Here is a 15,157-nt window from a genome sequence, read left to right on the forward strand (position 1 = left end):
CTGCTGGATCAGTGCTTCGCTGGGCTTTTCTGGTGGGACGTTGGCCAGGCGTGCTTCCAGCCATTGCAGTTTGCCGTCCCAGGCGGGGAGTTTGGCGGGGGGTAGGGGGAGGATGTCGTTGATTTCGGGGACTTTGGGGGCAGCATAGGAGTAGTTTGCGAGAATTCGCCAGATTTTTTCATAGCGCTCGGCGCGCTCAAGGTCTTCCTGTTGACCAATGTAGTACAACTGGTCATCAGGCTGAGGGCCACGAAAGCCTTTGCCCAAACGAGAGGCCGAACTTTCGTCGCCGGCAGCCACCCCCATCTGTAACACTTCGAGTGCCTGCTGGAAGAGCCCCATATTTTTTAGGTTGATGCCGAGGGCGCCAGCTGCATCACCGTGCCCCTGCTCAGCGGCACAGCGCCGCATTTGTCGAGCAATGTCAGGGGCGATATTAATGGGTGCCAGCTTGTCGCCTACAAAGGCTTGGGCCAGGGCACTCCCCTGATCAGAAGCCTTGCGGAAGTAGCGCAGAGCCATTTCCGGGTCCTGTTTTAGCCCAGCCGAACCGCTTTTCAGAAAGAGGCCGATAAAGTAGTACCCCGTCGCCACATTCGCGTCGATCAGTTGCTGGCTCAGGCGCAGATGCTCATCCCCTCTGAGCTTGAACTTTCCACGCATGGTACCGTTCTGCAAGTTGATATTGGCCTTGTAGTGACCGTTCTCAGCGGCAATTCGATACAGTCGTTCAATCTCGGCATCAACGGTCTCGTCCTGCTTGAGCTGGTTATTTTTTTGCAACCAGCGGGCGTACTGGAATAGAACGTCGGCTCCGGCCGACGGTTGGGGAATAGTCTCGTGTACGCAGGTAAAGGTCAGTTTTTCCTTAGCCTCGGCGATCGGGTTCATGGGAAGGTCCTGGTTCAGGTCAGTAAGGGCATCGCCGTTATTACAGGCGGCCAGCAGTAAGCTTGATAGAAGGATCCGACGCATCAGTCGAGGTCCTTCAGTGTCTTTTCGTCGTAAAAAAAACCGACGAGGGGAGCACAAGGCGCGCGCATGAGTTCTTGAAGTCCCTTGTTTTCCTTAATGACCTCATCCCATGCAATGAACGCCAATGCCGGATCATCCTGCGCCCCCTTGCTATTCGTATGCAGATCCCACAACCGTCGCCGCAACGCCCGCGTCACACTCATCCACTCATGCGCAATGTTCAGCTCGCTATCCACCTGCATGCTGCGCGTGTTGATATTCGCCGAGCCGTGGGTGGTGAACACGTCATTGACGATCATCAGCTTGGAATGGATGTACACCGGCATCCACTGCTGCCCCGCCGGCGAATCAGGCGCGACCAGTGAACACACGTGGATTTTCAGGCCTGGGCGCGACTCTGGTTCAAGCGTGCTTTGCTCAATCGCCGCGATCTGGGCTTTGAGAGCTGTCTGTCGAGACGCATTGTTTCTGGCGGCGTCCCGTTGGGCTTCACGGGCCTTATCGCTTATCTCGCCACCCCCCAGTGCGTCGGTCAGGCTGGTCAACGTGAGCAAGGCTTGTCGCTCAAGCAGTTCAGCCAAGGTCGGCGTCTGCGCGTTGGCTTGGGCTTTGGCCTGTTCAATGCGCTGCAACTTGGTGATTTCAGGAATGGTATCGCCGCGTCCGAGGCTTTCGAGCATGCGCTGGGTGTTCAAGCTCCCCGGCCCCACGCCGTCTGGGCTGGCATTGGTGATTACAAACAGGTGTAAATTTCCATGCAGGCCCGGATCACGCCCAGCGCCGGTTTGGACTTCGGCCGCCGCTTTGATCGCCTCGGCCAATGGCGGCCAGCGAAAGTACTGGTTCTCGATGTAGATGAATTGGGTCGCGTTGTTGACCGCCTTCAGGTAGATCTTTTCGATATCGCGCTTGCCGTCTTGTGCCTGGGTACGCACGATTTGGGCCAGTTGGCGGGTGACGCCGGGGGCGCATTGCAGTTGGGGGGCCACCGCCATCGCTTTGCGCGATGCGAGCAGGTCTTCACCGGTTTCCTTGCGCCAGGCGGTGGCGAAGTTATGGTGCAGGTGCTCCAGAATCGGCCCGCTGATCTGGCTGGAAATATCCTGGCGTGGTGTGTTGCCACGCGGCCCGCGATTGGGTGCAGGCTTGCTGCCCTCGGTGCGGTTCAGTGCTGAGTGCTTGTCGGTGTCCCAGTACTCGTCGAGCATGTTGTGGCCCATGACAAAACCAACGGCGCGGTCTGTCTGTTCATAGTCGATCAGGACGGTCTTCTGATGGTGGGTCGCAGTGCTGGCCAGCACGCCCAACGTGCTGAGGCTGAGCTGTGGGTCGAGGCTTTTGTATTTGGCCTGATAGGCAATTTCAGCCCGTTCATACATGCTGAAACCGCGGCCGACAAACACCGGCACATTACGAGCCACTCGGATCGCGGGCGCTAAGTGATCGGCGAATGCACATCGGGAAAACCATTTCCGATCTTCGGTATATTGGTCAGCGGTGGAGCTCTGCATCGCCCGATCCTTGATACGAAGCGGTCCTTTACCGGGAAGGTTGGCCTCGCCCCCTGCGCCCGCAGCATTGAACGGCATCTCCCAACCGAGCACCCGAACCTCGATCCCTTTCCCGGCTTTGGTCATCAGCAGTTCGCCAATGCTTGGGGCACTGCCATCGCGGATAAAGTACATCGACGGTTGAAACCCCCAGCAGATGATGTCGATGGTTTTAGTGGCTTGGGCGATAGCCAGATGCACGGCCTCGAAGGCTTCTTCACCGTTGATCAGCGGCTTATAGGTGGCTTTCGCAGGAGGGTACTCGGTGTTCGGCACGTACCAGGGCGCGGAGCAGGTCACCTGCTGTGTGTGTTGCAGGGCGACGGGGGCGACGATATCGGGTTCAGTCATGAAGTTTTCCCTTCCTGGTCATTGATCACGGCGGCATACAGGGCACGGTGATCCGTGTGCGATGTGGGTTGGCTCACCTCGGTGTCGGCTCGCGAGAGGTGGTTGTGCATGCCGCCATTGGCCAGGTGTGCTTGTTCGGCATTGCGATAGTCAGTAGGCACCGGGATCTGGTAGCTCACCCCGTTGGCCAACACCATTCGGTACTGCTGCGTCACGACCGCGTGGTCGATCGACACTTGCCCGGACTTGTCCAATACGCCGTGATTGAGCACTGCACCATCGGCGTAGAGCGTGTAGGGCATGCCTGCCCAGCCTTGATCAGGGGCATTGGGGGTTTGCGGCACGTTGAACCGCAACGCTTGTTTGAACAGGCTTTGTGGGTACTCCGGATCTGCGGCTTTCTGGCTGGCTGGACCGAGGGCTTCGAAGTACGCCGATTTGATCAGGTAGTCGCCCAGGGTCCCTGACTCGATGCTGCTCGCATCGAGGGTGATGTAGCTGCCGCCGGCATTGAGGGTGATTTTCTGCTTCGCGACGATACGGATTTCATCTTCGCTGCTGATGATCTCCAAACCATGGCGGGCCATCAGTTGCAGCGCGTCGTTTTGTGCCTGGATCTTTACCGGGCCCTGGTTGGCGATCAATTGGATGCCCAGCTTGCGCACGAACAGGCTTACCCCTTGTCCCACGCCGATGAACAGGCGCTTGACCACACTGATATCCGCCTCGGCTCCGGCGTTGATCATCAGGTTGTCCTGAGCGGCCAATTGCAGGTGTTGGCCGCTGGTTACGGCAACGCCTTGGGGGGCGCTGAGCAATACGACCGAGGCCTTGAGTTGATCGAGCTGGTCTCGCATCAATCTCAGTTGCGCTTGCACATCCGCTGGACCTGCGTTGGCGGCCTGGGCATCGGTCGATAATCCTTCCAACTGGTCACTCGCCTGTTGCAACCGGCCCAGCGCGGTGCTCATTTCCAGCATGTGTCCCTGAGCCTTGGGTTGTGCGTCTGCACTGATCAAGATCCCACTGCCGGCACGAATGGCGGCATGCCCATCGGTCCGCAATTCCGCGCCCTGGCCTCGCGGTTGGCGCTTGGCATCAACCAAATGCCCCAGGTTGAGCTGGCTCTTACCACTGTGCTCAGTACTGAGCTTCACGTGTTCTTGCCCCCGCGTGTCGTCCATGCGCAATTTGTTATTGGCGGGGGTGCGCAAGACGTTGCGTTTGTAGTTGCGCAAGGTCACATGGTCAGGATGCTGGCTGTCGTGCAGGGCATGGGCGATGTAGGGCCGGTCGGGGTCGCCTTGTTCAAAGGCGATCGCCACTTCGGTGCCGGGGATCAACGGCAGGTGCAAGCCGTGGGTGTCGCCGGCGTAGGGCCTGGCCAGGCGGAGCCAGAGGCTTTCTTCGCCGGGTTTCCAGGTGTCGCGGTCGAACAGGAAATTGACCTTGTAGCGGCCTTCGATGTCGATGTGGCCGTAGGGGTCGTGCTCCTGCGGGCTGGTGACGCGGGCCGGGACGGTGCCGGCGATCCGAGGTTTTGGCGGCAGTGCTGGGCGAAAGCACACGGTTTCCGAGTAGGGAATGGCTTCAAAGTTGATTTCAAAACTGCGATCGCGGGCGGCGTGGGTGGTCAGTTGCGTGATCACCGCGCCGGGAGCAAAGGCCAGCGGCGCGCCGCCGGAGATGTTCAGGACCTGGCCGGGCGCCAGGGCGGCGCTACTGCTGACGCCGCTGAGTCGGGTCTGGCCGTTGAGGTAACGCTCGTGACGCAGGCGAGCATAGAAGTAGCCACTTTCGCTTTGCAGGTCTTCGTCATGGGCGTATCGGTCGCCCATCCCCGTGTACGCTTCGGCGTAGTGATAAGCCTCGCCGTAGGTACCGCTGGCGCCACGCGTTTGGTCGATCTCGCCATTCAGGTGAGCGTTGGCCACGCGGTGATGGTAGGTGCGGATGTTGACGCGTTTTTCCACCACGTGGTGGCTCGATTGCAGGCCCCACGTGCTGTCTTTTCCGCCGCTGCTGAGCCCGGATTGCGGGCGGTAGGCCAGCTCGACATCGAACGTGTAATGACGCTGGTCGTCGTGAAATTCCACCACGTCGATGTTCAACCGCTCATCGTGGGTGAAGCGATACCAGATGCCCACATCGGCCAATAAGCGCGAGATAAAGGCCAGGTCGCTTTCGCCATATTGCATGACCTGCTCGCGCCTGGGGTATTCGCGCACCAGCTTGAAGAGGAAGTCCTGGCCTTCAAAGTCGTGGCGGCTGCGCAGGATGCTTTCGACGATCTGCGGGACAGATTGGTGTTGATAAATGCGGAACTGGCGGCCTCGCCCAAGCAGGGCCAGGCGCGGTTGCAGAGTGATTTCGTAGCGGGCTTCATCAACGGAGCCGGACAGGCGTTTGAAGCCGGTAACCACGCCGTGCAAGACGCGCAGCGGTTCGCTCGAGGGCACGCTCAGGCCGCGAAAGGGCGGAGGCTGCGGCGCCCCGTACAGACTGAAGCAGGCGTTTTGGCCGAGCATCTTTTCAGCGGCAATGTCGCCGTCGGTGCTGGTGAATTCCACAGCATAGTTGAACGGTTGGCTCAGGCCTTCTGTGCCCTCGAAGGCCAGGACGTCGAGCGGCTCGTCAACATCGCGGACAGTGAGCGTGTGCCGACGATGGTCGAAGAAAACGCTCGGTAATACGCTGGAAGCCATTCCTTTTACTCCTAGGCGCGAAAGCCCGAAGAGTAAAGATTTGGTCTCGGTGATTAATGTCGGAAGATTCGCCTTTACGAGACAGCCACTTCCTGAACGTGTTTTTGCGCTCCCTCTCACACAGGGAATGCGGCGTGCTCGACGATGTCCTCAGTGAGGCGCCGAACTTGGCGATTTGGCGTGTCATCCTACAACCATGGTTTTCATGGTCAGCGCTGTATCCGCAGAATACCCAGATAAACGGCAATCTTTCAGATTGACAGCGCAGAGGGCGCCCGCTATAAAAGTCTCAGTTGTACGACGACATATGACGTTACATATGTCTTATCTAACAAAAATAAAAAGTGATGCCATGAACTTGAACGAGCCCATCAACGCCCATCGCGTGGGCCAAGCGGTAGGCAACTATCGCTGGACCATCTGCGCGATGCTGTTCTTCGCCACCACCGTCAACTACCTCGACCGCCAGGTGCTCAGCCTGTTGGCGCCACAGTTGTCCACGCAATTTGGCTGGAGCAACACCGATTACGCGAACATTGCGGCGGTGTTCCAGTTTGTCTATGCGATTTCCATGCTGTTCGCCGGGCGGTTCGTCGACAAGATCGGCACCAAGGCGGCCTATGTCGTGGCAATCGGCATCTGGTCCACCGGCGCCATCATGCATGCGTTCGCGGTGCCGATGGGCGAGGGGATCGCGGCCGTGAGCGGCGCGATTGGCCTGGCGGTGATTCCGGTGTCGATCGCGGGCTTTATGCTGTCCCGTGCGGTACTGGCGATCGGCGAGGCGGGCAACTTCCCGATTGCGATCAAGGCCACCGCCGAGTACTTCCCCAAGAAAGAACGCTCGCTGGCCACCGGCATTTTCAACTCGGGCGCCAACGTCGGCGCGATCCTGGCGCCGATCTGTGTGCCGCTGATCGCCGGGGTGTGGGGCTGGGAAGCGGCGTTCATGATCATCGGCATGCTCGGCTTCATCTGGGTCGCGGTGTGGGCCGCGCTGTATGAAAAGCCCGATCAGCAAAAACGCCTGTCGGCCGAGGAGCTGGCCTACATCCGCAGCGATCAGACGGTCCAGCCGTTCACCGCGCAGGCTGCAGGCGCGGCGTCGCAAAAAGTCTCATGGTTCAAGCTGCTGACCTATCGCCAGACCTGGGCCTTTGCCTTCGGCAAGTTCATGACTGACGGCGTGTGGTGGTTTTTCCTGTTCTGGCTGCCGACTTACCTGTCGGCGCAGTACGGCATGAAAGGCGCCGATATCGTCATGCCGCTGGCGGTGCTGTACAGCATGACCATGGTCGGCAGCATCGGCGGCGGCTGGTTCCCCAGCTACTTCATGGCGCGTGGTGATGCGCCCTACGACGGCCGCATGAAAGCCATGTTGGTCATCGCGCTGTTTCCGCTGGTGGTGCTGCTGGCGCAACCGTTGGGCTACATCAGCTTCTGGGTGCCGGTGTTGCTGATCGGCGTGGGAGCGTCGGCGCACCAGGCGTGGTCGTGCAATATCTTCACTACCGTGTCCGACATGTTCCCGCAGAAAACCGTGGCCTCGGTGGTCGGTATCGGCGGCATGGCCGGTGGCCTGGGCGGGGTGGTGATGACCAAGGTCGGCGGCTGGGTGTTCGATTATTACAAGTCCATCGGCGATATCCACACCGGCTACATGATCATGTTCGCGATCTGTGCGCTGGCGTACCTGGTGGCCTGGAGCGTGATGAAGACGCTCGTGCCGCGCCACAAGGAAATCACCGACCTGTAAACCGGGCGGGGCTTGAGTCGTGCCAGCCCCGCATCACAACGCACGCGCCCAGGTCTGGCTGACCAATGGCTTGCCGAAACTGAGGGTGGGCTCTTCTTCAACCAGCTCAAAACCGGCTTTCTGGTAGAGCCTGCGTGCGTCGGTGAGGGCGCTCATGGTCCACAGCATCATGCGCGTGTACCCGGCATGTCGGGCAAAGCGCAGGCATTCGTCCACCAGACGCTGGCCGATGCCCAGGCCCCGCGCACTCGCGTCGACGTAGAGCATGCGCAACTTAGCGGTGCTGTCGTCATGGCGCACGACGAACACTGAGCCCACCACCGCGCCGTCTTTCTCCGCGATCCAGCAGCGCTCACGGGTCGGGTCGAACTCGCGCAGGTACTTGGCGACAATCTCCGCCACCAACGCTTCGAACTCCCAATTCCATTGGTATTCTCGTGCATACAGTGCCGATTGCTGCTGCACCACCAGGCCCATATCGCCGGGTTGTGGGTCACGCAATACGTAGCTCGGCGCGCTGCCTTGCAGCAACGTCTGAATGCGCTGCATGGCTGCGGTCAATTGCTGTTGTTGCGGCTCGGGCAAGGCACTCAATAAGGCCATGACTTCTTGCTGGGTTTTCTCTTCCAGCGGAGCCAGGACTGACCGGCCGAGGTCGCTGAGGTGCAGTTGCACCGCGCGCGCATCGATGATCGAGCGGACTTTCTGGATCAAGCCCTTCTTCTCTAGCCCGCTGATCAACCGGCTCAAGTAACCCGCGTCGAGACTGAGCATCTGACACAAGTCGGCGCTGGTCAGGTCGCCACGCGAGGACAGTTCGTACATCACCCGGATTTCGGTGAGGGAGAAGTCGCTTTGCAGCAGGTGTTCCTGCAGCACGCCGATCTGGTGCGTATAGAAACGGTTGAAGCCGCGCACGATACCGGCGCGCTGCACAAGCAGGGGAGTGGACATGATGCGCGCTCTAATAGTTGCCTTGGGCAATTATATTGTTGCCTTAGGCAATTATGTCAATATGTTTAATTCAGCCGAACAGCACCTTCATCAGCGCGGCGACGATGGCTTCCGGTGCGTCTTCCTGCACCAGATGCCCCGCGTGCGGGACGCGAATGCAGGTCGGCTCCGCCAGCCGGCTCGCGAGTGCATCGCCTTGCGCCACGGCGAGCCACTGATCTTCCTCGCCCCACAGCAGCGTCACCGGGCAGCGGATCTCGGCGAGTCGCTGTTCGATCGCGTCGGTGTAGCGTTGATCCATCTGTGCGATCTGTCGATAAAAGGCCATCTGGCCTGTTTCGCCGGTCCACGGTGCGACATAGGTTTGCAGTACCTCGGCCGGCAGTGGCTTGAAGGCGGCACCTTGGATGTAGGCGCGCACAATTGCCTCGTGGATATATGCCGGTGCTTCGCTGAACGCCGATTCGTGCAGGCGCACGTGCTGGATCAACGGGGAGCCCCAGGGCGCCATCGCGACGGGATCGACCAAGGTCAGGCTGGCGTAGTTGCAGCCATCCAGCAGATGGGCGCGCAGCGCCGTGGCACCGCCGAAGTCGTGGGCGAGCATGTGCGGGCGGTCCAGTTGCCAATGCTCGAGCAGCGCCGTGAGCAGGGTGTTTTGCATGCCGAGGGAGACGTCCTGGCCGGAGGCTTTTTCCGACTGGCCGTAGCCGAGCAGGTCGTAATAGAACACGCGACACCGTTGCGCGAACAACGGCGCAATACGCCGCCAGACCTGGGACGAGAAGGGCGTGCCGTGAACCATCACCAGCGCCGGTCCCGCCGTGCCGATGTGCCCCCAGCGCACGGCCTGGCCGTGGAAATCAAAGGTGTCGGGTAATGCAATGGCGTCACGCGCGATGGTCATCGATGAATCTCCTGTGAGGATGATGCGAACGGTTATGAACACGCCGCCTGACACCGGCGAATGTTGAGGAGTGCGCAGCGGTCATCAGGCTTATCCATGAGGCCGTGCCTGCATGGTGCATAACCCCGATGCTGTGCTACAAACGAGTTCTCGGCCCTGAACGCATAACTTCAGATTATGAATATGTTCGGCAAGACCTTACCGCCGCTCGCCAGCTTGTTGCCCTTCGAGGCGGCGGCGCGCCTGGAGAGTTTCTCCAGGGCCGCCGATGAGCTGCACATCACCCAGGCCGCCGTCAGTCGGCAGATCCGCGGGCTTGAGGACAACGTCGGGGTGAAGCTGTTCTGCCGGCGCAATCGCGCGGTGTTTCTCACGCAAGAGGGGCGTGAACTGGCGCAGGTGGTCAGCCAGGCACTGCTCAGCATCAGCGAGAAGGCCACTGCTCTGCGTGCGACGCCCCAGCGCAACCGTGTGGTCCTGCTCTGTCAGTTATGCGAAGCGTTTTACTGGCTGATGCCGCGCCTGTCGACCTTCCACCAGCAATACCCGGCCATCGAAATCCAAGTGGTGACGTCCACCCGGCCACTCGCCGAATTCAATGACCACTTCGATGTGGCCCTGCAAAGCACGCGGCGCGCCAGCGGGCCGCATGCGTTGATGTTCTCTGCCGCCGACGAGGTGTTCCCGGTGTGCAGCCCGGCCTACCTGAGTGCGGAACGACCGCTGCACCTCAGCGAGCTGCAGCCCTGTACGTTTTTGCACCACAGCTCCGAGCCGCCCCATTTGATGGAGTGGGACAGCTGGTTGCAGGTGTTCGGCCAGACGCTGGCCAGCGACGCGCGCAGCGCCACGTTCGACAGCTACCCGCTGATGCTCCAGGCCGCTGTCGAAGGGCATGGGATCGCCATGGGCTGGCGGCGCACCGCGAGCCGGCTGATTGAAAGCGGGGCGCTGGTAAGGCCGTGCGTCGAGAGCGTGCATTTACCGCAGGCGCTCTCGGTCTACCGACAGCAGGGCGGCGGCAACCGCCCCGAGGTGATGGCGCTGTTGGCCTGGCTTGAGGCACAGTTGCAGAGCGAGGGCTGACGGGAGCGAAACCGCTTGCGCCAACCATGTGGCAATGTAAGCGTTCTACGCGTATTTCAAACATCCTTCGACAGCGAAAACGGAGCCTTTCCTTATGCCCACCCTGCACCTGCTGTGCGGCAAGATCGCCTCGGGCAAGTCGACGCTTGCCAAGGCGCTCGTCAGTGAACACGCCGCCATCTTGCTCAGCGAAGACCTGTGGCTGGCACAACTCTATCCCGGTGAAATACTCGCGGTGGCCGATTACGTGCGCTGCGCCCAACGCATTCGCGGGGTCCTGGGGCCGCTGGTGATCGATCTGCTGCAGTCGGGCGTCAACGTGGTGCTGGACTTCCCGGCGAACACCCTGGCCAGTCGCGAGTGGTTGCGTGGCCTGGCCCAGGCCGCACAGGTGGAACATCGCCTGCACTATCTGGAGCTGGATGACGACACCTGCCGCAGCCGCCTGCATGCTCGCAATGCCCAGGGTGAGCATGACTTTGCCGCGACCGATGCCGAGTTCGAACTGATCACCCGCCACTTCTGTGTGCCGAGTGAGGACGAGGGCTTGGTCATTGAGGTCCATCGCCCATGAGCATGGAATGGCCAGCGGGATTTCAGCGCTGATGTCATCGGTCACGCCGACACTGACGCGGCGTGACCGTTCTGTCACGGCTCAGTAGACATCGCGCAAGTAACGCTTCTGCTCACTCATCCGCCGCCAGTAATCGACGGCGCTCTCGACGCCCAGCCCGCCGTGGCGATGGGCAACCTGGCGCAGGGCCTGGTCGACATCCTTGGCCATGTGGCTGGCATCCCCACAGATATACAACTGCGCACCTTCCTGCAGCCAGCGCCACAGCTCGGCGCCGTGTTCGCGGATGCGATCCTGCACGTAGATCTTCTGCGCCTGGTCGCGGGAAAACGCCAGGCTCAGGTGGCTGAGCAAACCGTCGCGCTGCATGCCCTGCAGTTCATCCTGGTAGTAAAAATCGCTCGCCGCATGTTGCTCACCGAAAAACAGCCAGTTGCGGCCCTGATGCCCCAGGGCCCGACGTTCCTGCAAAAACGCGCGGAAGGGCGCCACGCCGGTGCCGGGGCCGATCATGATGATCGGCACATCACCGTCGGCGGGAAGCCGGAAGTGCTTGGAGGGCTGCACGAACACCGGCACTTCGCCGTTGCCGGCACGGTCGGCGAGGAAGGTGGACGACACCCCCTTGCGCTTGCCGTAGCGCACGGCCGCCACGGTGAGGTGGACTTCACGCGGGTACGCCTTGGCGCTGGACGCGATCGAATACAAGCGCGGTTGCAGGCGCTTGAGCGTGCCGAGCAGTTCGTCCGCCGAGCAGTCGACGGGGTATTCGTGCAGCACGTCCGCCAGTTGCCGGCCCCACAGCCAATCTTTCAGTTCGGCTTTGCGCTCAGGTTCGAGCAGGTGTTTCAGGCCTGGCTTGGCGCTGCGTGCGGCAATGAAGGCCAGGGTCTCGCTGTTGGGCCGGGCAATTTCAAAGTGCTCGGTCAGGGCCTGGTGCAGCGGCACGTCGCCGAGTCTGTCGATGTTTACGCAGGTGCTGGAACCCAGGCGCGTCAGCTCGAGCAACTCGCTGACCAGTTCCGGGCAGTTGCGTGGCATCACTCCCAGGGCGTCGCCGGCTTCGTAGGTCAGCGCGGAGTCCGCCAGGTCCAGGGAGAACTGGCGGGTTTCCTTGTGCGGGCTTTGCTGGTTCAGGTGCAGGTTGAGCAGCAACCGTGACGCATGAGGCTTGGGTTTGCCGCTCGGCGTGGCGAGCGCGACGGGCGTTGCCGGGTTGAGGGTGTGTAGGAACTGCGTGAACCAGGCATCGGCGCGCTCTTCGAACTCGGTATCGCAGTCGACGCGCTCCAGCAAGCGCGTGGCGCCCAATTCGAGCAGGCGCCGGTCGAGTTGTTTGCCGTGCTGGCAGAACTGGTCGTAGTTGGGATCGCCCAACGCCAGTACCGCGAAGCGCAGCGACTCCAGGCGGGTTTCGGCCAGGGTCAGGCTGTGCCAGAAACCTTCGCCGTTGTCCGGCGGGTCGCCGTCGCCGAAGGTGCTGCTGATCAGCGCGAGGTTCTGCGTGTGCGCCAGTTTGCTCGCGGGGAAGTCCGCCATTGCGCTCAGCTCCACCGCGATGCCGCCGGCGCGCAGGCGTTGGGCAAAGCGCTCGGCCAAGGCTTCGGCGTTGCCGGTTTGCGAGGCCCACAGCAAGGTGACGGCCGGGATGTCGGCAGCGGGCGCCGGTGCCACGGCGCTGGCCTCGGTGCGGCTGAACAAACCGCCCAACAGGCCGTCCAGCCACAGCCGCGCGTCCCTGGCCACGGGCGCATTCGCCGGCAGCGTCGGAACACCGCTGGCCTGGCGCGCAGCACTGGATTGCAGGCCACTGAGAAAACCGGCGAGGTAGGTGCGCTCATTGTCGCTCAATGACGGCGACGGCAGGTTGCGGATGCCGACCAGGTCGGCGAAGGCGTCGAGGCGCGACATGGCGAGTTCCTCTGTTAAGGGGGAAACGGGGTGGGCGGCCGGTGCCGATACATCGAGGAACTGGTGCTCGATCAGTTCGACCCGTTGCAGGGCGACCGCACAGAACTTGAACTCGGGCTGCAACGAAATCGGGTCGACCGCGTCATGGGTCACGGCGTTGATCGCCAGGTTGTCGCCGAACACATCGTTCCAGTGAAACGGCGCAAAACAGTTGCCCGCCCGCACACGGTCACTGATCACCGCGGGCAGCACGGCGCGGCCGCGTCGTGAGCGCACCTCGACCGGGTCTTTGTGCTTGATGCCCAGGCTGGCGGCGTCGTCGGGGTGGATTTCCACGAAAGGGCCGGGGTTGAGTTTGTTCAGCGTGGCGACCTTGCCGGTCTTGGTCAGGGTGTGCCACTGGTGTTGCAGGCGGCCGGTGTTGAGCACGAACGGGAACGCTTCATCGGGCATTTCCGCCGGGGACAGGTGCGGGCGTGGGAAAAACCGGGCTTTGCCGTGTTCGGTGGCGAAAACGATCGTCGGCTGGCGGCCGTCGGCGTCGGTCTTGAGGGGCTGGTTGATGCCGTTGTTCAAGTAGCGGATCGGGTTGCGCTCTGCGGCCTCAATCGACGCGCACGGCCATTGCAGCGGTCGTTCGCGCAGGCGCGCATAGCTGGCGCCGCGAATGTCGTAGCCGGTGGCGGGGTTCCAGGCGCGCTTGATCTCGTCGAACACCTCGGCGGCGGACGCATACGTGAAGGCGTCGGCGAAGCCCATTTCGCACGCGACCCTGGCGATGATCTGCCAGTCGGCCAGCGACTCGCCGGGTGGCTCCACGGCTTTTTGCATCAGGGTCAGGTTGCGCTCAGAGTTGATCATCACCCCTTCGGCTTCGGCCCACAGCGCGCCGGGCAAGAGGATGTCGGCGTAGCGATTGGTCTCGGTATCGAGGAACGCATCCTGGGTGATCACCAGTTCGGCGCTTTGCAGCGCTTCGATCACGGTCTGGCGATTGGGCGCGCTGGCCACCGGATTGGTGCAGATGATCCAGCAGGCTTTGATCTGCCCGGCCGCCATTTGTTCGAACATGCCCACGGTGCCACTGCCGGCCTGGCGCGGCAGGCTGTCGGCGGGCAGGTTCCACAGTGCTTCGATAAATGCGCGGTCGGCGTCGACCAGCACCGAGCGCTGCCCAGGCAGGCCGGGGCCCATGTAGCCCATTTCACGACCGCCCATGGCGTTGGGTTGCCCGGTCAGGGAGAACGGCCCGCTGCCGGGGCGGCAGATCGCGCCGGTGGCCAGGTGCAGGTTGCACAGCGCGTTGGTGTTCCAGGTGCCGTGGGTGCTTTGGTTGAGGCCCATGGTCCAGCAGCTCATCCACTCGGCGGCCTGGCCGATCCAGTCGGCGGCTTGGCGGATGTCGGCTTCGGCCAGGCCGGTCAGTTCGGCGACCCGCTGCGGCGGGTAGTCTTCCAGAAAGCCGGGCATGGCCTCCCAGCCTTCGGTGAACGAGGCGATAAAGGCCGGGTCGGTGTGCCCGTTTTTCACCAGCAGGTGCAGCAAACCGTTGAGCAGCGCGAGGTCGGTGCCCGGTTTGATCGGCAGGAACAGGTTGGCCTTGTCGGCCGTGGCGCTGCGCCGCGGGTCGACCACGATCAGTCTGGCGCCGGCCTTGACCCGGTCCATCATGCGCAGGAACAGGATCGGGTGACAGTCGGCCATGTTGGCGCCGATCACGAAGAACAGGTCGGCGCGGTCGAAGTCTTCATACGAGCCGGGCGGCCCGTCGGCACCGAGGGAGAGTTTGTAGCCGCTGCCGGCGCTGGCCATGCACAGGCGTGAGTTGGATTCGATATGCGCGGTCCGCACAAAGCCCTTGGCCAATTTGTTGATCAGGTACTGGGCTTCCAGCGACATCTGCCCGGACACGTAGAACGCCAGGGCGTCCGGGCCATCGCGGTCGAGGATGGCGCGCAAGCGGCCGGCGGTTTCGCTGATGGCCTTGTCCATGCCGATCCGCACCGGGTCATGCTCCCGCGCCTGGCGCAGGTAGGCGTTTTCCATGCGGCCGGACTCGGCGATGGCTTGCCCGCAGGTGGTGCCTTTGGTGCAGAGCCGGCCGGCGTTGGTGGGGTGGGCCTTGTCGCCGATCACCTTGACCACGCGGTTGTGCTCGACCTGCATGACGATGCCGCAGCCCACGCCACAATAAGGACACACGCTGCGTACACTTTGGTTTGCCATCGGTAACCCTCGGATCATTTCTGCCGCCCATAAAAAAACGCCCTGCAACCCTCCGTTGGAAACGGGGATTACACGGCGCCTTTGTCGTGAGTGGCAGTCTGCGTTGACTGCTTGGTATGCGTATTCCTAGCAAGTCACGCGCCAGGTTTTTCACAAGCCGCT

Annotated in this window: 9 protein-coding genes; 3 read left to right on the forward strand and 6 right to left on the reverse strand. The window is 61.9% G+C overall.

Annotation, left to right across the window (positions count from 1 at the left end; translation table 11 throughout):
* The 3 genes from NR164_RS00795 to NR164_RS00805 form a co-directional block, all read right to left on the reverse strand.
* Window positions 1-978: sel1 repeat family protein (locus NR164_RS00795; RefSeq protein WP_256822280.1), on the reverse strand; the 978-nt coding region annotated here is incomplete at its 3' end.
* Window positions 975-2,876, reverse strand: a complete 1,902-nt coding sequence (locus NR164_RS00800; RefSeq protein WP_256822088.1) for a phosphatidylserine/phosphatidylglycerophosphate/cardiolipin synthase family protein — start codon at window positions 2,874-2,876, stop codon at window positions 975-977. The genes NR164_RS00795 and NR164_RS00800, both read right to left, overlap by 4 nt.
* On the reverse strand, window positions 2,873-5,581 hold the full coding sequence (locus NR164_RS00805; RefSeq protein WP_256822089.1) for a type VI secretion system Vgr family protein: 2,709 nt from the start codon (window positions 5,579-5,581) through the stop codon (window positions 2,873-2,875). Before NR164_RS00805 ends, NR164_RS00800 begins: the two co-directional genes overlap by 4 nt.
* 352 nt (window positions 5,582-5,933) lie before the next feature.
* On the opposite strand from NR164_RS00805, the gene NR164_RS00810 reads away from it, so the two are divergent.
* Window positions 5,934-7,337, forward strand: coding sequence for an MFS transporter (locus tag NR164_RS00810; protein WP_017846428.1), 1,404 nt, complete (start codon window positions 5,934-5,936; stop codon window positions 7,335-7,337).
* A gap of 33 nt (window positions 7,338-7,370) precedes the next feature.
* Here NR164_RS00810 and NR164_RS00815 read toward each other — a convergent pair whose 3' ends face one another.
* Window positions 7,371-8,291, reverse strand: a complete 921-nt coding sequence (locus NR164_RS00815; protein WP_256822090.1) for a bifunctional helix-turn-helix transcriptional regulator/GNAT family N-acetyltransferase — start codon at window positions 8,289-8,291, stop codon at window positions 7,371-7,373.
* Window positions 8,292-8,361: 70 nt separating this feature from the next.
* Window positions 8,362-9,198, reverse strand: a complete 837-nt coding sequence (locus NR164_RS00820) for an alpha/beta fold hydrolase (protein ID WP_256822091.1) — start codon at window positions 9,196-9,198, stop codon at window positions 8,362-8,364.
* 177 nt (window positions 9,199-9,375) lie between these two features.
* Here NR164_RS00820 and NR164_RS00825 point away from each other — a divergent pair, with 177 nt between their 5' ends.
* Window positions 9,376-10,284, forward strand: coding sequence for a LysR substrate-binding domain-containing protein (locus tag NR164_RS00825; RefSeq protein WP_256822092.1), 909 nt, complete (start codon window positions 9,376-9,378; stop codon window positions 10,282-10,284).
* 94 nt (window positions 10,285-10,378) lie between these two features.
* A complete protein-coding gene (locus NR164_RS00830; RefSeq protein WP_046383619.1) occupies window positions 10,379-10,858 on the forward strand; it encodes an ATP-binding protein in 480 nt (159 codons plus the stop codon).
* Window positions 10,859-10,939: 81 nt separating this feature from the next.
* Here the strand turns inward: NR164_RS00830 and NR164_RS00835 are convergent, their stop codons facing one another.
* A complete protein-coding gene (locus NR164_RS00835; RefSeq protein WP_256822093.1) occupies window positions 10,940-14,995 on the reverse strand; it encodes a bifunctional nitrate reductase/sulfite reductase flavoprotein subunit alpha in 4,056 nt (1,351 codons plus the stop codon).
* Window positions 14,996-15,157: the final 162 nt, after the last annotated feature.

Origin of the sequence: Pseudomonas sp. Pse79, from assembly GCF_024519615.1 — a bacterium.
GTDB lineage: Bacteria > Pseudomonadota > Gammaproteobacteria > Pseudomonadales > Pseudomonadaceae > Aquipseudomonas > Aquipseudomonas veronii.

Bases quoted from the DNA above. Each gene is read 5' to 3' on its own strand.
- NR164_RS00800 (WP_256822088.1), bottom strand. From the start codon at position 2,876: ATGACTGAACCCGATATCGTCGCCCCCGTCGCCCTGCAACACACACAG.
- NR164_RS00805 (WP_256822089.1), bottom strand. From the start codon at position 5,581: ATGGCTTCCAGCGTATTACCGAGCGTTTTCTTCGACCATCGTCGGCAC.
- NR164_RS00810 (WP_017846428.1), top strand. From the start codon at position 5,934: ATGAACTTGAACGAGCCCATCAACGCCCATCGCGTGGGCCAAGCGGTA.
- NR164_RS00815 (WP_256822090.1), bottom strand. From the start codon at position 8,291: ATGTCCACTCCCCTGCTTGTGCAGCGCGCCGGTATCGTGCGCGGCTTC.
- NR164_RS00820 (WP_256822091.1), bottom strand. From the start codon at position 9,198: ATGACCATCGCGCGTGACGCCATTGCATTACCCGACACCTTTGATTTC.
- NR164_RS00825 (WP_256822092.1), top strand. From the start codon at position 9,376: ATGAATATGTTCGGCAAGACCTTACCGCCGCTCGCCAGCTTGTTGCCC.
- NR164_RS00830 (WP_046383619.1), top strand. From the start codon at position 10,379: ATGCCCACCCTGCACCTGCTGTGCGGCAAGATCGCCTCGGGCAAGTCG.
- NR164_RS00835 (WP_256822093.1), bottom strand. From the start codon at position 14,995: ATGGCAAACCAAAGTGTACGCAGCGTGTGTCCTTATTGTGGCGTGGGC.